The sequence below is a fragment of the Enterobacter sp. EC_64 genome (assembly GCF_019584165.1).
GTDB lineage: Bacteria > Pseudomonadota > Gammaproteobacteria > Enterobacterales > Enterobacteriaceae > Enterobacter > Enterobacter roggenkampii.
Genome location: NZ_VDAS01000001.1, coordinates 67,259 through 84,031, shown reverse-complemented (window position 1 = coordinate 84,031; position 16,773 = coordinate 67,259). Strand labels below are relative to the sequence as shown.

At 56.1% G+C, this 16,773-nt stretch carries 13 protein-coding genes and 1 pseudogene; 11 read left to right on the top strand and 3 right to left on the bottom strand.

Going from position 1 to position 16,773, the window contains the following annotated elements:
- Window positions 1-397: 397 nt before the first annotated feature.
- Window positions 398-2,557: a bifunctional acyl-ACP--phospholipid O-acyltransferase/long-chain-fatty-acid--ACP ligase gene (gene aas, locus FHC52_RS00360; RefSeq protein ID WP_008499671.1), complete on the top strand. Its 2,160-nt coding sequence runs from the start codon at window positions 398-400 to the stop codon at window positions 2,555-2,557.
- The gene (gene lplT / locus FHC52_RS00355) at window positions 2,550-3,743 is read left to right on the top strand and encodes a lysophospholipid transporter LplT (protein ID WP_023326004.1); all 1,194 of its coding nucleotides are present in this window, start codon (window positions 2,550-2,552) and stop codon (window positions 3,741-3,743) included. The genes aas and lplT overlap by 8 nt, the downstream gene beginning before the upstream one ends.
- 92 nt (window positions 3,744-3,835) lie before the next feature.
- Here the strand turns inward: lplT and FHC52_RS00350 are convergent, their stop codons facing one another.
- The 3 genes from FHC52_RS00350 to mutH all read right to left on the bottom strand — a co-directional run bounded on the left by FHC52_RS00350 (window position 3,836) and on the right by mutH (window position 6,047).
- Window positions 3,836-4,876, bottom strand: a complete 1,041-nt coding sequence (locus tag FHC52_RS00350; protein WP_021242016.1) for an NADP(H)-dependent aldo-keto reductase — start codon at window positions 4,874-4,876, stop codon at window positions 3,836-3,838.
- Between the two features lie 131 nt (window positions 4,877-5,007).
- Window positions 5,008-5,226, bottom strand: a complete 219-nt coding sequence (locus tag FHC52_RS00345; RefSeq protein ID WP_008499668.1) for a YgdI/YgdR family lipoprotein — start codon at window positions 5,224-5,226, stop codon at window positions 5,008-5,010.
- Window positions 5,227-5,354: 128 nt separating this feature from the next.
- Entirely contained in the window at window positions 5,355-6,047 is a 693-nt protein-coding gene (gene mutH, locus FHC52_RS00340) for a DNA mismatch repair endonuclease MutH (protein WP_021242015.1), read from the bottom strand.
- A 683-nt stretch (window positions 6,048-6,730) separates the two neighbouring features.
- Between mutH and rppH the strand changes: the two genes are divergently transcribed.
- The 9 genes and pseudogenes from rppH to recC all read left to right on the top strand — a co-directional run bounded on the left by rppH (window position 6,731) and on the right by recC (window position 16,681).
- Window positions 6,731-7,261, top strand: coding sequence for an RNA pyrophosphohydrolase (rppH, locus tag FHC52_RS00335; protein ID WP_013098553.1), 531 nt, complete (start codon window positions 6,731-6,733; stop codon window positions 7,259-7,261).
- A gap of 12 nt (window positions 7,262-7,273) precedes the next feature.
- Window positions 7,274-9,520, top strand: coding sequence for a phosphoenolpyruvate--protein phosphotransferase (gene ptsP, locus FHC52_RS00330; RefSeq protein ID WP_008499665.1), 2,247 nt, complete (start codon window positions 7,274-7,276; stop codon window positions 9,518-9,520).
- 192 nt (window positions 9,521-9,712) lie between these two features.
- Entirely contained in the window at window positions 9,713-10,588 is an 876-nt protein-coding gene (lgt, locus tag FHC52_RS00325; protein WP_008499664.1) for a prolipoprotein diacylglyceryl transferase, read from the top strand.
- 6 nt (window positions 10,589-10,594) lie between these two features.
- Entirely contained in the window at window positions 10,595-11,389 is a 795-nt protein-coding gene (gene thyA / locus FHC52_RS00320; protein ID WP_008499663.1) for a thymidylate synthase, read from the top strand.
- Window positions 11,390-11,572: 183 nt separating this feature from the next.
- A pseudogene (locus tag FHC52_RS00315) lies at window positions 11,573-12,037 on the top strand (prepilin peptidase-dependent protein).
- Complete coding sequence (locus FHC52_RS00310; RefSeq protein WP_220419852.1) at window positions 12,028-12,588, top strand: prepilin peptidase-dependent protein; 561 nt, start codon at window positions 12,028-12,030, stop codon at window positions 12,586-12,588. The pseudogene FHC52_RS00315 and the gene FHC52_RS00310 overlap by 10 nt, the downstream one beginning before the upstream one ends.
- A complete protein-coding gene (locus tag FHC52_RS00305; RefSeq protein WP_021242011.1) occupies window positions 12,585-12,986 on the top strand; it encodes a DUF2509 family protein in 402 nt (133 codons plus the stop codon). The genes FHC52_RS00310 and FHC52_RS00305 overlap by 4 nt, the downstream gene beginning before the upstream one ends.
- Window positions 12,971-13,294 carry a prepilin-type N-terminal cleavage/methylation domain-containing protein gene (locus tag FHC52_RS00300; RefSeq protein WP_055322092.1) on the top strand — a complete coding sequence of 108 codons (324 nt, stop codon included), beginning with the start codon at window positions 12,971-12,973 and terminating at the stop codon, window positions 13,292-13,294. Before FHC52_RS00305 ends, FHC52_RS00300 begins: the two co-directional genes overlap by 16 nt.
- 12 nt (window positions 13,295-13,306) lie before the next feature.
- Entirely contained in the window at window positions 13,307-16,681 is a 3,375-nt protein-coding gene (gene recC, locus FHC52_RS00295; protein WP_220419851.1) for an exodeoxyribonuclease V subunit gamma, read from the top strand.
- Window positions 16,682-16,773: the final 92 nt, after the last annotated feature.

Below are 16,773 nucleotides of genomic sequence, written 5' to 3'. Positions count from 1 at the left end.
TTACACACCAAATAGTGTTGCGGAAAAGCGGCGTGCATTCAAGGGGAGCGGATTTCCGCTCTCCACAAACGTGACGCAGCACACCCCTGGCGGTGTAATCGTTACACGCCCAGTCATGTCTGAAAAATGTGAATCTGAACCTTTAGTTACACTTTGCCTCAGGCTGTTGCGATTGTCCGATAGCAAGGGCGTTAAAGAGGTTGATACAGTTGAGATCCCAGAGGTATTGATTGGTGAGAATTCTTAGTACGGTTTCGTACTCATCTCTTGCACCAACCTGCGCGGATGCGCAGGTTTTTTTTCGCCTCCACTTTTGCTGTCGCTCCCTTATCACTTCTCGTGTAATCTGCCACCATTTACTAATAACCCTCCACACTGGCTGGCAAAGGGAGTTGAGATGCTATTTGGGTTCTTCCGTACGCTTTTCCGTATTCTTTTTCGCATCCGCATCACTGGCGACACCCGGGCGCTTAGCGGCGAACGCGTTTTGATCACACCAAACCATGTTTCCTTTATAGACGGCATCCTGCTGGCGCTGTTTTTGCCCGTGCGTCCGGTGTTTGCGGTGTATACCTCCATCAGCCAGCAGTGGTACATGCGCTGGCTCTCGCCGCTGATTGATTTTGTGCCGCTCGACCCGACAAAGCCGATGATGATTAAGCATCTGGTACGTCTGGTCGAGCAGGGGCGCCCGGTGGTCATTTTCCCTGAAGGACGGATCTCCGTGACCGGTTCGCTGATGAAAATCTACGACGGCGCGGGGTTTGTTGCGGCGAAGTCAAAAGCGACCGTGGTGCCGCTGCGTATTGAAGGCGCGGAGCTGACCCATTTCAGCCGTCTGAAGGGGCTGGTGAAGCAGCGTCTGTTCCCCAAAATCACGCTGCATATCCTGCCGCCAACGTCATTACCGATGCCCGACGCGCCGCGTGCCCGCGATCGCCGTAAAATCGCCGGGGAAATGCTGCATCAGATCATGATGGAAGCGCGTATGGCCGTGCGCCCGCGCGAAACGCTCTACGAATCCCTGCTTTCCGCGCAGTACCGCTATGGCGCGAAGAAAAACTGCATCGAAGACATCAACTTTACTCCGGATACCTATCGCAAGCTGCTGACCAAAACCCTGTTTGTGGGCCGTATTCTGGAGAAGTACAGCAAAAAGGGCGAAAAGATTGGACTGATGCTGCCTAACGCGGGCATCAGCGCGGCGGTGATTTTCGGTGCGGTTTCCCGGGGCCGTATTCCGGCGATGATGAACTACACGGCGGGCGTGAAGGGGCTGACCAGCGCGATAACCGCTGCGCAAATCAATACCGTATTCACCTCCCGCCAGTTCCTGGACAAAGGCAAGCTCTGGCATCTTCCCGAGCAGCTCACTCAGGTGCGCTGGGTCTTCCTGGAGGATCTGAAAGCGGACGTGACCACCGGCGACAAGCTGTGGATTTTTGCGCATCTGCTGATGCCGCGTCTGGCCCAGGTCAAACAGCAGCCGGAAGATGACGCGATTATCCTCTTCACGTCGGGATCGGAGGGCAACCCGAAAGGCGTCGTCCACAGCCACAAGAGCATTCTGGCGAACGTCGAGCAGATTAAAAGCATCGCCGACTTTACCGCGAACGACCGCTTTATGTCGGCGCTGCCGCTGTTCCACTCCTTTGGCCTGACGGTGGGGCTGTTCACGCCGCTCCTGACCGGTGCAGAAGTGTTCCTTTACCCAAGCCCGCTGCATTACCGCATCGTGCCGGAGCTGGTGTATGACCGTAACTGCACCGTGCTGTTCGGGACCTCTACCTTCCTGGGGAACTATGCGCGTTTCGCCAATCCGTATGACTTCTATCGCGTGCGGTACGTGGTGGCTGGCGCGGAAAAACTGCAGGAGAGCACGCGGCAGATCTGGCAGGACAAGTTTGGCCTGCGCATCCTCGAAGGCTATGGCGTGACCGAGTGTGCGCCCGTGGTCTCGATTAACGTGCCGATGGCGGCGAAACCAGGTACGGTTGGCCGCATTCTGCCGGGGATGGACGCGCGTCTGCTGGCGGTGCCGGGCATAGAGGACGGCGGCCGTCTGCAGCTGAAAGGGCCAAACGTGATGAACGGGTATCTGCGCGTGGAAAATCCGGGCGTGCTGGAAGCGCCGACGGCGGAAAACGTCAACGGCGAGGTTGAAACCGGCTGGTACGACACCGGTGATATTGTCCGCTTTGATGAACAAGGCTTTGTACAGATCCAGGGACGCGCAAAACGCTTCGCCAAAATTGCCGGCGAAATGGTCTCTCTGGAAATGGTGGAGCAGCTGGCGACGGCCGTGTCCGCCGAGAAGATGCACGCTACCGTCGTGAAGAGCGATGCCAGCAAAGGTGAGGCGCTGGTACTGTTTACGACCGACAGTGAGCTTAAGCGCGACAGATTACTGAGCTATGCACGCGAACACGGTATTCCTGAACTGGCCGTGCCGCGCGATATTCGCTACCTGAAACAGCTCCCGGTGCTGGGCAGCGGGAAGCCCGATTTCGTGACCCTGAAAGGCATGGTTGAAGAGGCGGAACAGCAAAATGCGTGAGTCAGTACACACTAACACATCCCTCAGGTCGAAAGGCATGATGGCCGTCATCGCCGCGCAGTTTCTCTCTGCGTTCGGTGATAACGCGCTGCTGTTTGCCACGCTGGCGCTGCTGAAAGCCGAGTTTTACCCCGATTGGAGTCAGCCGATCCTGCAGATGGTGTTTGTGGGCGCTTACATTATCTTTGCTCCGTTTGTGGGACAGGTGGCGGACAGCTTCCCCAAAGGCCGGGTAATGATGTTTGCCAACGGCCTCAAGCTGCTGGGGGCGGCCAGCATTTGCTTTGGCTTCAATCCGTTTATTGGCTATACGCTGGTGGGCATTGGGGCCGCCGCTTACTCGCCGGCGAAGTACGGCATCCTCGGAGAGCTGACCACGGGGGATAAGCTGGTGAAAGCCAACGGCCTGATGGAATCGTCAACGATTGCTGCTATTCTGCTCGGATCCGTCGCGGGCGGCGTGCTGGCCGACTGGCATGTGCTGGCGGCACTGGGCGTGTGTGCGGTGGTGTATGGCGGGGCGGTCGTGGCGAACCTGTTTATTCCGAAGCTGCCGGTGGCTCGCCCGGGCCAGTCCTGGCGCGTTAAACCAATGACCGGCAGCTTCTTTAATGCCTGCCGCGTGCTGTGGCGTAACGGTGAAACGCGTTTCTCCCTGATGGGGACCAGTATGTTCTGGGGTGCGGGCGTTACGCTGCGCTTCCTGCTGGTCCTGTGGGTGCCGGTGGCGCTGGGCATTACGGACAACGCGACGCCGACCTATCTTAATGCGATGGTGGCCATCGGCATTGTTGTGGGGGCAGGTGCGGCAGCGAAGCTGGTGACGCTTGAGACGGTTGCGCGCTGCATGCCAGCAGGGATCCTGATTGGCGTGGTGGTGCTGATCTTCTCGCTGCAGCATGCGTTATTGCCTGCTTATGCCCTCCTGATCCTGATTGGTATCCTGGGGGGCTTCTTCGTGGTGCCGCTGAACGCGTTACTGCAGGAACGGGGCAAGCAAACCGTCGGGGCGGGGAATGCCATCGCGGTACAAAATCTGGGTGAAAACCTGGCGATGCTGTTAATGCTGGGACTCTACTCGCTGGCGGTAAAAGTGGGTGTGCCGGTGGTGGGGATTGGCGTCGGGTTTGGCGGGCTGTTTGCGATTGCGATTGCAGGCTTGTGGATGTGGCAACGTCGCCGTTGATATATAGCCGGGTGGCAGCTTCGCCTTACCCGGCCTGGGTTTGAGCACCTGCAGGCCCGGTAAGCGTAGCGCCACCGGGCAAAAGTATCAGGCTACGGTGCAGGATAAGTATAAACCTGATGCACCGCTTCAATCTCCGCTAACACCTCTTCACTCAGGTTCAGATGGAAACTCTCAATATTAGTTTTCAGCTGTTCCATCGTGGTTGCGCCCAGCAGGGTACTTGCAACAAACGGCTGACGACGCACGAAGGCCAGCGCCATCTGCGCAGGGTCAAGACCGTGACGCTTCGCGATATCCACATAGGCGGCAACGGCTTTCTGCGTCTGCTCGCCGCTGTAGCGGGTAAAGCGGCTAAAGAGGGTATTACGCGCACCGGCCGGTTTCGCACCGTTCAGGTATTTCCCCGTCAGCGTGCCGAAGCCGAGACAGGAGTAGGCGAGCAGTTCCACCTCTTCATACTGCGTCACTTCGGCCAGACCCACTTCATAGCTGCGGTTAAGCAGGCTGTACGGGTTCTGAATAGTCACGATACGCGGCAGATCGTGCTTATCCGCCAGGTGCAGATAGCGCATGACCCCAAAGGCCGTTTCGTTAGACACGCCAATGTAGCGGATTTTTCCCGCACGCTGGCATTCGGTCAGCGCTTCCAGCGTTTCCAGTAGCGTCACGGTAGGGGCGCTCTCATTCCAGCTGTAGCCGAGCTTACCAAAGCAGTTGGTTGGCCGCTGCGGCCAGTGCACCTGGTAGAGGTCGAGATAGTCGGTTTGCAGACGCTTGAGGCTGGCGTCCAGCGCGGCGCGGATATTTTTGCGATCGAGGATCTGGTTCGGGCGGATCCCGGTATCGTTGTTGCGCGCGGGGCCACTGACTTTGGAGGCAATCACCAGCTTTTCACGGTTGCCGCGTTTTGCCAGCCAGTTACCGACGTAGGTTTCGGTAAGTCCCTGCGTCTCAGGACGTGGCGGTACAGGGTACATCTCTGCGACATCAATCAGGTTAATGCCCTGGCTGACGGCGTAATCGAGTTGTGCATGGGCATCGGCTTCGCTGTTTTGTTCACCAAATGTCATCGTGCCCAACCCCAGTTGGCTAATTTCCAGAGCGCTGTGGGGGATACGGTGATAATGCATAGCCGGCTTCCTCAGTAGACTTATAGACCGCGTCAGGCCGTGCCCGACAAAGGAATATAAACATGGCAGAGGGGAAGCAAAAGGGGAAGAAAAAAATCAAAAAGGCCAGCAAGCGACTGACCTCTCTCTGTTTATCGCTCGATAATTTGCGAGACTTCGTCGCGATTGATCTGCATTTTATTGCCTTCCTGGTCGCGGTAGCTGACCAGACCGGTATCATCGTCGACTTCGGGTTTGCCGTCGGTCAGGATCATTCGACCATCTTTTGTCGCCATGACGTAATCGCTGCTACAGCCCGATACAGCAAACGCTAAACCGACTGCTGACACTAACACTGCCCATTTTTTCATCGTTATCGTCCTCATCTGGCTTGTATCAAATCATAATCTAGTATTAACCCGATATGGCGACTTGAGGAAGCGGTAAAATCTTAAAAAGCAGTCGATTATGTTCGAGAGCTCTCAAAATAAGTAAAAAACTATGTTTTCAACAGGAAATGACGTGCGAGTAGTGCACCGGTGAAATTCTTTTTGAGATAAAAACCGCGAGGCAACGTCAGGATAGGCTCGCCCTGCGCGCCGATTGCCTCGGTAAGTGCTTTACTGTTGGCCGCTTTCGGACGCAGCTGTAATACTTCTCCGTGTCGGGCGGTGATACGCTCTACCTGCCCAAGCACAATCATGTCCATCAGTTCCTCCCAGTCCAGACGCAGCTGATGCTCCTCATCCTCGTCAGGGCTCCAGAGCAGCGGCGCGCCAACGCGTCGGTCGGCCAGGGGGATCTGACGCTCACCCTCAACCGGTACCCACAGTACGCGCTTCAGCTTATGGCGAACGTGGCTGGTTTCCCAGGTTACGCCGGTATTGCCGGTTAATGGCGCAACGCAGACGAAGGTGGTCTCAAGCGGCTTGCCCTGGCGGTCTACAGGGATGGTTTTTAACTCCACGCCAAGGGCTGCAAAATCCTGCTCGGGTTTGCTCCCTGCGCTGGCACCCAGCCACAGCTCCAGCAGCATACCGATCCAGCCTTTATCCCGCTTCAGATCCTTTGGGATCGGAAGCCCGGCCATTGCCGCCAGCTCGCCAAGCGAAAAGCCAGCCAGACGCTGTGCCTGCAGTAGCAACTGGCTCTCGCTGGACGGTGGTGAGAGCAAGGGTGTAAGCGGGTGCATGACGGTAACCTTTTGATTAAAAAATAAACGAAGAAATTGTCCCCTGTGGATAGAGTTTAACTATTTCTGTACCAATATGACATCTCTATGATTTATAGGATTTTTTATTGGTCTGAAATCGTTCCGCCTGGGTGAGAAAACCGGTTGTTCAAATCTGGTCACTGACAATGAACAGGATCTTACACCATGTTATCCACAGAAAAATGGGATAACTGGGCATAACCCTGACTACTGTTTCCATTTACAGCCTTGACGTGCGATGAAAATCGAATTTTCAAACAAATTGTGACTAACTTATTGGCACAATCTGTGGATAAAACCGACGCTGTTCGATCTTTCATCAGTGCGACGATCCCTGATGTGACGATCGTCACGCCAATCAGTTTTTTGTTTATGTAAATACGTATAACTATATGAAAATAATCATATTAATGCGGTGGGGTATAAAAGGGTCTTTCGCGGCGCTTGAGGTTGTTCATCGGTAATCAGACACTTCTTCACAACTATATCCACAGAAAAGGTGAATAAAATTCCCTTTGCTGTCTCACATCTGTTTATAACTCCGCACATATTTGTGAGTTATTCAATTGTTATTAGGTTGCAGGCCTGTAAGAGAGTGGTTTACCGCCTCCCTGTAGTGTGAAACAATCATTCATATATAAGGTTTAGTTTGGGGTAGTCCGGTGATTGATGACGATGGCTACCGCCCAAACGTAGGAATAGTAATTTGTAATCGTCAGGGCCAGGTGATGTGGGCCCGTCGATATGGTCAGCACTCCTGGCAGTTCCCGCAAGGCGGGATCAATCCTGGAGAGTCCCCAGAACAAGCGATGTACCGGGAGCTTTTTGAAGAGGTCGGTTTGAGCCGAAAAGATGTTCGCATCCTGGCTTCGACCCGCAACTGGTTGCGTTACAAGTTACCGAAACGTTTGGTGCGTTGGGACACAAAGCCGGTTTGTATCGGCCAGAAACAGAAGTGGTTTCTGTTGCAGTTGGTGGGCAACGATTCAGACATCAATATGCAAACCAGCAGTACGCCGGAGTTCGATGGCTGGCGCTGGGTGAGCTATTGGTATCCTGTTCGTCAGGTCGTGTCATTTAAGCGCGATGTTTACCGTAGGGTGATGAAAGAGTTTGCAAGTGTGGTGATGCAGCTTCAGGAGATCCCGCCTAAGCCGCAGAGCGCACCTGCCTGGCGACGTAAAAGAGGTTAAGCTACGCAAATCATGCTCACCCGCTTGCGAGAAATAGTCGAGAAGGTGGCCAGCGCGCCGCGTCTGAACGAGGCGTTGAATATTCTGGTCACCGACATCTGTCTTGCGATGGAGACCGAGGTCTGTTCGGTGTATCTGGCCGACCACGATCGGCGCTGCTATTACCTGATGGCGACCCGTGGTTTGAAAAAACCGCGTGGACGCACCGTAACGCTCGCATTTGATGAGGGTATCGTGGGTCTGGTTGGGCGACTGGCTGAACCCATTAACCTTGCTGACGCGCAAAAACACCCCAGCTTTAAATACATTCCTTCCGTAAAAGAAGAGCGCTTCCGCGCTTTCCTTGGCGTGCCGATTATCCAGCGTCGCCAGCTTCTCGGCGTGCTGGTTGTCCAGCAGCGTGAGCTACGTCAGTACGACGAAAGCGAGGAGTCATTCCTCGTCACGCTTGCCACGCAGATGGCGGCGATCCTCTCCCAGTCTCAGCTTGCCGCGCTCTTTGGCCAGTATCGCCATACGCGCATTCGTGCCCTTCCGGCCTCGCCAGGCGTGGCGATTGCTGAAGGCTGGATGGATGCCACGCTGCCGCTCATGGAGCAGGTTTACGAAGCCTCAACGCTTGATGAAGCGCTGGAGCGCGAGCGTCTTACCGCCGCGCTGGAAGAGGCCGCGAATGAATTTCGTCGCTACAGCAAGCGCTTTGCCGCAGGCGCGCAAAAAGAGACGGCGGCCATCTTTGACCTCTATTCGCACCTGCTTTCCGATGCGCGCCTGCGCCGTGAGCTTTTTGCGGAAGTGGATAAAGGCTCGGTCGCGGAGTGGGCGGTTAAGAAGGTCATCGAAAAATTTGCCGATCAATTTGCGGCACTGACCGACGGTTACCTGAAAGAGCGCGCAGGCGACCTGCGCGCCCTGGGGCAGCGCCTGCTGTTCCATCTTGATGACACCATTCAGGGGCCTAACGCCTGGCCAAAACGGTTTGTTCTGGTCGCCGATGAACTCTCAGCAACGACGCTGGCTGAACTGCCGCAGGACAGGCTGGCTGGTGTGGTGGTGCGCGATGGTGCCGCCAACTCGCACGCCGCCATTATGGTGCGCGCGCTGGGTATCCCTACCGTTATGGGGGCGGACATTCAGCCGTCGGTGCTTCATCGCCGTACGCTGGTGGTCGACGGCTATCGCGGTGAGCTGCTGGTCGATCCTGAGCCGGTTCTGCTCCAGGAATACCAGCGTCTTATCAGCGAAGAGAATGAATTAAGCAAGCTGGCGGAAGATGACGTTAACCTGCCCGCCCAGCTTAAGAGCGGTGAGCGGATCAAAGTCATGCTCAACGCCGGTTTAAGCCCTGAGCATGAAGAGAAGCTGGGCAGCCGCATCGACGGCATTGGCCTGTACCGCACCGAAATCCCGTTCATGCTGCAAAGCGGTTTCCCCTCTGAAGAGGAGCAGGTGGCGCAGTATCAGGGCATGTTGCAGATGTTTAACGACAAACCTGTCACCCTGCGAACCCTGGACGTCGGGGCGGATAAACAGCTGCCCTATATGCCGATCAGCGAAGAAAACCCGTGCCTGGGCTGGCGTGGGATCCGCATTACGCTCGACCAGCCTGAGATCTTCCTGATCCAGGTGCGCGCGATGCTCCGCGCCAACGCGGCGACGGGCAATCTCAGCATCCTGCTGCCGATGGTCACCAGTATCGATGAGATCGACGAAGCGCGTCGGTTGATCGAACGTGCAGGCCGTGAAGTGGAAGAGATGATCGGTTATGCGATTCCGAAACCGCGGATCGGCGTCATGCTTGAAGTGCCGTCTATGGTCTTTATGCTGCCGCAGCTGGCGAACCGGGTTGATTTTATCTCTGTCGGCACGAACGACCTGACGCAATATATTCTGGCCGTCGACCGTAACAACACCCGCGTCGCCAGTATCTATGACAGCCTGCATCCGGCGATCATTCGCGCCTTAGCGATGATTGCCCGTGAAGCGGAGCAGTACGGCATTGATTTACGCCTGTGCGGTGAAATGGCCGGGGACTCCATGTGCGTTGCGATCCTGATTGGTCTGGGATATCGCCATCTGTCGATGAACGGTCGCGCTGTTGCCCGCGTGAAGTATCTGTTGCGGCATATTGACATCAATGATGCCCGCGAGCTGGCTGAACGTAGCCTTGAGGCGCAGCTGGCTGCTGAGGTTCGCCACCAGGTCGCGGCGTTTATGGAACGACGCGGTATGGGCGGTCTGATCCGCGGCGGCCGCTAAAGCCTTTCTCCCTCTCCCTGTGGGAGAGGGCACCAGCGCGCATAAAACCCTATACACATCTTTTACATCTCGGGCGCATCCTCTGCGCCCGCCTTGTGCTATGATTCGCAACTTTGGAGCCTCTGCTTACGGCAGAATCGCATTTCTACCGCTGTCCACTTTCAGCGGAATAACAACATCTTGTGGTGACAGATGAACAGTGGTTATCTGCATTTTCCGGAATTTGATCCGGTCATTTTCTCAGTAGGACCTGTTTCGCTTCACTGGTACGGTCTGATGTACCTGGTGGGCTTCATTTTTGCCATGTGGCTTGCGGGCCGTCGCGCCAGCCGTCCTGGCAGCGGCTGGACTAAAAACGAAGTTGAAAACCTGCTCTATGCGGGCTTCCTCGGCGTGTTCCTGGGTGGCCGAATTGGGTATGTGCTGTTCTATAACTTCCCGGTATTCCTGAATGACCCTCTCTATCTGTTCCGCGTCTGGGACGGCGGCATGTCCTTCCACGGCGGCCTGATTGGGGTGATTCTGGTGATGGTGATTTTTGCCAAACGCACCAAACGCAACTTCTTCCAGGTGTCAGATTTCATCGCACCGCTGATCCCGTTTGGTCTCGGGGCAGGCCGTCTGGGCAACTTCATCAACGGTGAGCTGTGGGGGCGTGTCGACCCGAGCGTTTCCTTTACCATGCTGTTCCCGGGGTCGCGCGCGGAAGACATGGCGCTGTTGCCGTCGCATCCTGAGTGGCAGTCCATTTTCGATACCTACGGCGTGCTGCCGCGCCATATGTCCCAACTGTACGAGCTGGCGCTGGAAGGCGTGGTGCTGTTTATCATCCTCAACCTGTTTATCCGCAAGCCTCGTCCGATGGGGGCTGTTTCCGGGCTGTTCCTGATTGGCTATGGCGCGTTCCGCATCATCGTCGAATTCTTCCGCCAGCCTGACGCACAGTTTACCGGCGAGTGGGTACAGTACATCAGCATGGGGCAGATCCTCTCCATTCCGATGATCGTCGCGGGTGCCATTATGATGATTTGGGCGTATCGTCGTCGTCCACAGCAACAACTTTCCTGAGGAACCATGAAACAGTATCTTGAATTGATGAAAAAAGTGCTCGATGAGGGCACGCCGAAAAATGACCGCACCGGTACCGGTACGCTCTCCATTTTTGGCCACCAGATGCGCTTCAACCTGCAAGAAGGCTTCCCGCTGGTGACGACAAAGCGCTGCCACCTGCGCTCGATCATTCATGAACTGCTCTGGTTCCTGCAAGGCGATACTAATGTTGCGTATCTGCACGAAAATAACGTCTCCATCTGGGACGAATGGGCAGACGAGAACGGCAACCTGGGCCCCGTTTACGGCAAGCAGTGGCGCGCATGGCCCACGCCTGATGGCCGCCATATTGACCAGATCACCACCGTGATGAACCAGCTGAAAAACGATCCGGACTCGCGCCGCATCATCGTTTCCGCCTGGAACGTTGGCGAGCTGGATAAAATGGCGCTGGCGCCGTGCCACGCGTTCTTCCAGTTCTATGTCGCTGACGGCAAGCTCTCCTGCCAGCTCTACCAGCGCTCCTGTGACGTGTTCCTCGGCCTGCCGTTTAACATTGCCAGCTATGCGCTGTTAGTCCACATGATGGCGCAGCAGTGCGACCTGGAAGTGGGTGATTTCGTCTGGACCGGTGGGGATACCCATCTCTACAGCAACCATATGGAACAGACGCATCTCCAGCTAACCCGCGAACCGCGTGCGCTGCCGAAGCTGATCATCAAACGCAAACCGGCATCAATCTTCGACTACCGCTTTGAAGATTTCGAGATTGAGGGCTACGACCCCCATCCGGGCATCAAAGCGCCTGTCGCGATCTGATGCCGTAAAGCCTGACACAACCGGTGCTGTTTAGCGCCGGTTTTTTTCGCCTTTCTCCCGTTTCCCGAAGCGCTATCCAGAAGGCGTGCAACGCGCTGCAACCCTCCCAATTCTGCGGATGACGCCTCGTAAAACGATAATCCGATGCTCGTCATGTTCACGGCGCTTCGCCACACTCCCGGTATGAAAAAAGAGAACGGTTTTACGCTTATCGAAACGCTGGTCGCCGTTTCGCTTGTCGTCATCCTCAGCGCCTCAGGCCTGTACGGCTGGGACTGCTGGCAACGGCAGCAGCGGCTGTGGCAAACCGCCAGTCAGGTGCGAGATTACCTGATGTTTCTGCGCAACCATGCCAACCGCCACAACCGCGACCATCAAATTACCCGTTAGCGGGTTGGCGACAGGGACTGTCTGGTGAGCTCTGCCGTGCAGGGCTGTGAGAAGGACAGTCCCTTTGTGCTGCTCCCCCTCTGGCCTGAGGTCGCGATCGGCGAGGTCACGCCGTCGCTGGGGTTCTATGGATTACGGGATACGGCATGGGCAGGGCGGATACGCGTTCAAAGTCGTGCCGGAGACTGGCTGATTATCGTTTCAGACGGAGGGCGCATCAGGATGTGTAAGGTCTCCGAGGGAGGACAATGTCGATGAGACAGGGCGGCTTTTCGCTTTCCGAAGTGCTGATTGCTACGGCCATCAGCAGCCTGTTATTGATAAGCGCATCGCGCTTTTTACCCGGATTACAGCGGGCGGTATTACTGCAATCTGCCCAGCGAGAGCTGGAAGAAGAGGTCTGGCAACGCCTGTTCGCCCTCGGCAAACAGCTTCAGCGTGCAGGGTACTGCGCGGGAAATTGCCAGGGACAGGCGCTGACGATCGGCAGGCAGGGGCGCTGCATCATTGCGCGGTGGGATGCCAACAGTAACGGCTACTGGGATAGCAGCGCATCAGAAAATGACAGCACCGGTTTTCGTCTGGAATCGGGGGCGCTGGAAACCCTGCGTGGCGCGACGTCGTGTGAAGGAAAAGGGTGGGAAAAGCTCACGGACCCGGACAGGCTTGCGATAGCAAACTTTGTGGTGAGGAGAGTCGAACATGCCGGTTTTGCGCCAGAGCTGAATATCGAACTGGCCGCGAGGCGTAAAGATGAAAAAGGGGAACCCTGGCAGGCGTTGTATACGGTCACGGGGTACAACCTGTGAATCGTCAACGCGGCATATCTTCGCTGGCGCTGGTTCTGCTTTTACTGGTGCTTGGTACTTTGATCCTGACGGGCCTCAATCAGCAGCTCACAACGTTCAGTGCACTCGTCGGCGGTGAGAGCCGCTCGCTTCAGCAGCAGGCGACGGTGCAGTCCGCGCTTGAGTGGGGGCGCGTTCAGCGCTGGGCGTCAGCGCCACCAGTCCAGTGCAAAACGACATCGGCATGGCGGGTGTGTTTGCGTCAACTGAGCGAGGCGCGGGTACTGCTGATAGCCGGCGGCAACGACCTGCTGCTCTGGCGCAGGGGAGAGATCGTCGACGGGATAGTGCGCTTTTCGCCTCACGGCTGGAGCGATTTTTGCCCCCTTAAGGAGAGTGCGTTATGTCAGCTGCCATGAGCAGAGAAAAAGGGTTTAGCATGGTTGAGGTCCTGCTGGCGATGATGCTGCTGGTGGTGGTCGTGACGGCACTGTCGGGGTATCACCGGGCGCTGGCGGCGCGGTTCACCGTGTTTAATCAGTATCGCCAGCTCTGGCACCATGCCTGGAACCAGTCTCAGCTCTCAACAAATGTTCTCCCGGCAGGCTGGCAGGCCAGTCGGGGGCAGACAACGCTCGCAGGATGTGTCAGCATCACGGTTACACTTATTTCTCCTCTGGGTCGGCGCGGTGAGTTAACGCGTCTGCATTGCCCGGTTAGCCAGTAGTCGGGAGCGTCTATGTTAAGGGTCTACCACTCAAATCGTCTGGATGTGCTGGAAGCACTGATGGAGTTTATCGTTGAGCGCGAGCGGCTTGACGATCCTTTTGAGCCTGAAATGGTGCTGGTGCAGAGCACCGGTATGGCGCAGTGGCTGCAAATGTCGCTTTCCCGCAAATTTGGCATTGCCGCGAATATTGATTTTCCGCTGCCTGCGAGCTTCATCTGGGAGATGTTTGTCCGCGTGTTGCCGGATATCCCGGAGCAGAGCGCCTTCAACAAGCAGGCCATGAGCTGGAAGCTGATGGCGCTGCTGCCGGAAATGCTGCAGCACGATGAATTTGCCATGCTGCGCCACTACCTCAATGACGATACCGACAAGCGCAAGCTGTTCCAGCTGGCATCGCGCACTGCCGATCTCTACGACCAATACCTTGTTTACCGCTCTGACTGGTTAATTCGTTGGGAAGCGGGCGAGTTGGTTGAAGGCCTGCCGGAGGCGCAAATATGGCAGGCCCCGCTGTGGAAAGCGCTGGTGGAGCATACCGAGAGACTGGGCCAGCCTAAGTGGCACCGTGCCAATCTCTACGATCGGTTTATCTCGATACTTGAAAATGCGTCGGAACGCCCGGCCCGACTGCCGTCACGCGTTTTTATCTGCGGGATATCCGCATTACCCCCTGTCTATCTGAAGGCGCTGAATGCGCTGGGTAAACATATTGATATTCATATTTTGTTTACCAACCCTTGCCGACAGTATTGGGGGGATATTCTCGACGAACGCTGGCTTGCACGGCTGGTAACTCGCCAACGAAAACGCCTTTTTGAAGAACGATCCATCCCGCTGTTTAAAGACGGCTCGACGGCCGGGCAGCTTTTCGATGAAGACGGTATCCAGAACCTGCCCAATCCGCTGCTTGCCTCGTGGGGGAAGCTGGGGCGTGACTACATTCACATGCTTTCAGACATCACTTCCTCAGGTGAAGGTGATGTGGATGCCTTTGTTGAGATCGCCCCGGACTGCCTGCTGCATAACATTCAGTTAGATATTCTGGATCTGGAAAACCGCGCCGTCATGGGCGTGACGGCGAACGAGTTCGAACGCAGCGACAATAAGCGAAAACTGGATCCTGACGATCGCAGTATCACGATCCACGTTTGCCACAGCCCGCAGCGTGAGGTCGAAGGGCTTCACGACCAGCTGCTGGCGATGCTGCAGGAGGATCCCGATCTGACGCCACGCGATATAGTGGTGATGGTGGCGGATATCGACACCTACAGTCCCTTTATTCAGGCCGTCTTTGGCAGCGCGACGGGGGAACGATACCTGCCTTACGCGATATCTGACCGTCGTGCCCGCCAGTCGCATCCGGTATTGCAGGCGTTTATCACTCTCCTGTCACTGCCGGATAGCCGGTTTATCTCCGAAGATGTCCTGGCGTTGCTGGATGTTCCCGTGCTGGCCGCACGCTTCAACATTAATGAAGAGGGTCTGCGCTACCTTCGTCAGTGGGTGAATGAGTCTGGCGTGCGCTGGGGGATCGATGACGATAACGTTCAGGAGTTCGAGCTTCCCGCAACCGGACAGCACACCTGGCGATTTGGCCTGACGCGTATGCTGTTGGGCTACGCCATGGAAAGCAGCCAGGGTGAGTGGAATGAGGTGCTGCCTTACGATGAGTCCAGCGGGTTAATTGCTGAACTGGTGGGGCATTTAGCATCGCTATTAATGCAGCTTAATCGCTGGCGATATGCGCTGTTGCAGCCGCGTCCACTTGAAGAATGGCTCCCGGTCTGCAGGGCGTTACTCAATGATTTCTTCCTGCCGGACAATGACACCGAAGCGGCGATGGCGCTCATTGAAACCCAGTGGCAGGCTATCATCGACGAAGGCGTGAATTCCCACTACCACGAGGCCATCCCGTTGTCGCTGTTGCGTGATGAGCTGACGCAGCGGCTTGACCAGGAGCGAATCAGCCAGCGTTTCCTGGCGGGGCCTGTCAATATCTGCACCCTGATGCCCATGCGTTCTATCCCGTTCAGGGTGGTCTGCCTGCTTGGCATGAACGACGGTGTGTATCCGCGCGCGCTGCCGCCGCTGGGGTTCGACTTAATGAGCGCAAACCCAAAACGGGGCGATCGTAGCCGCCGCGATGATGACCGCTACCTCTTCCTTGAAGCGCTCATTTCTGCTCAGAGCAAGCTCTATATCAGCTATATCGGCCGTTCTATTCAGGACAACAGCGAGCGTTTCCCCTCCGTACTGGTGCAGGAGCTGGTGGACTATATCGGCCAGAGCCACTACCTGCCGGGAGATGAAGAGCGCAACTGTGATGAAAGCGAGCAGAGGGTGAAAGCCCATATCACCTGTTTCCACAGCCGCATGCCGTTTGACCCGGTGAACTATATTGCCGGCGAGCGCCAGAGCTATGCCCATGAGTGGTTACCGGCGGCGAAAAAAGAGGGGAATGCGCATACTGATTTCATTCAGGAACTTGACCCGCGCCCCATCGACACCCTGACCTTCGAGCAGCTTCAGCGGTTTTGGGCACATCCGGTGCGCGCCTTCTTCCAGCAGCGACTGCAGGTCAACTTCCGCTCTGAAGAGAGTGAAATTCCTGATGCAGAACCGTTTACGCTGGAAGGTCTGGAGCGCTACCAGTTAAACCTGCAGCTGCTGAATGCGCTGGTTGAAGAGGAAGATGCGGACAAACTTTACCGTCGCTACCGTGCTGCGGGTCAGCTGCCCTTCGGAGCGTTTGGGGAGATCGTCTGGGAGGCGCAGTGCCAGGAGATGACCGCTCTGGCAGAGCGCGTAAGAGCGTGCCGACAGCCGGGGAAAAGTATTGAAATTGATCTCAACTGCAACGGGGTACAGCTCACGGGCTGGTTAACCCAGGTACAGCCGGATGGGCTGCTGCGCTGGCGGCCCTCAATGCTAAGCGTTTCGCAAGGATTGCAACTCTGGCTGGAACATCTTGTCTACAGTGCGGGTGGGCATAAAGGCGAAAGCCGCATTTTCGTGCGCAAAGAGGGCGAATGGCGCTTCCCGCCGATGGAAGCCGAGCAGGCGTTAGGTTATCTGTCTTTGTACATTGAAGGCTACCGTCAGGGAATGAACAAACCGCTCCTGTTACTACCGGAAAGTGGCGGCGCCTGGATAAAAGCCTGTTATGACGCGCAGAATGATGCGATGTTAACGGATGAGGCTTCGCTCCAGAAAGCGCGCAGTAAGTTTATGCAGGCCTATGAAGGAAACATGATGGTGCGGGGTGAAGGTGAGGATGTCTGGTATCAGCGTTTGTGGCGAGCGCTCGAGCCAGAATACTTTGAGGCGATCACGGAAGAGGCGCAGCGCTACCTGTTGCCGTTGTTTAGATTTAATCAGTCCTGAGTGCTGTATAAAAATTGCGCAGATAAAGGTGTTCATTTATGATGCACTTCTTATCACGGACTGATGTACCCAAAGAAAGAGATGTTGGCGTG

Excerpts from the sequence above, each read along its gene's own strand:
- FHC52_RS00350 (WP_021242016.1), bottom strand. The coding sequence starts at position 4,876 with ATGCATTATCACCGTATCCCCCACAGCGCTCTGGAAATTAGCCAACTG.
- aas (WP_008499671.1), top strand. The coding sequence starts at position 398 with ATGCTATTTGGGTTCTTCCGTACGCTTTTCCGTATTCTTTTTCGCATC.
- ptsP (WP_008499665.1), top strand. The coding sequence starts at position 7,274 with ATGCTCACCCGCTTGCGAGAAATAGTCGAGAAGGTGGCCAGCGCGCCG.
- FHC52_RS00300 (WP_055322092.1), top strand. The coding sequence starts at position 12,971 with ATGTCAGCTGCCATGAGCAGAGAAAAAGGGTTTAGCATGGTTGAGGTC.
- mutH (WP_021242015.1), bottom strand. The coding sequence starts at position 6,047 with ATGCACCCGCTTACACCCTTGCTCTCACCACCGTCCAGCGAGAGCCAG.
- lplT (WP_023326004.1), top strand. The coding sequence starts at position 2,550 with ATGCGTGAGTCAGTACACACTAACACATCCCTCAGGTCGAAAGGCATG.
- recC (WP_220419851.1), top strand. The coding sequence starts at position 13,307 with ATGTTAAGGGTCTACCACTCAAATCGTCTGGATGTGCTGGAAGCACTG.
- lgt (WP_008499664.1), top strand. The coding sequence starts at position 9,713 with ATGAACAGTGGTTATCTGCATTTTCCGGAATTTGATCCGGTCATTTTC.
- thyA (WP_008499663.1), top strand. The coding sequence starts at position 10,595 with ATGAAACAGTATCTTGAATTGATGAAAAAAGTGCTCGATGAGGGCACG.
- FHC52_RS00345 (WP_008499668.1), bottom strand. The coding sequence starts at position 5,226 with ATGAAAAAATGGGCAGTGTTAGTGTCAGCAGTCGGTTTAGCGTTTGCT.
- FHC52_RS00310 (WP_220419852.1), top strand. The coding sequence starts at position 12,028 with ATGTCGATGAGACAGGGCGGCTTTTCGCTTTCCGAAGTGCTGATTGCT.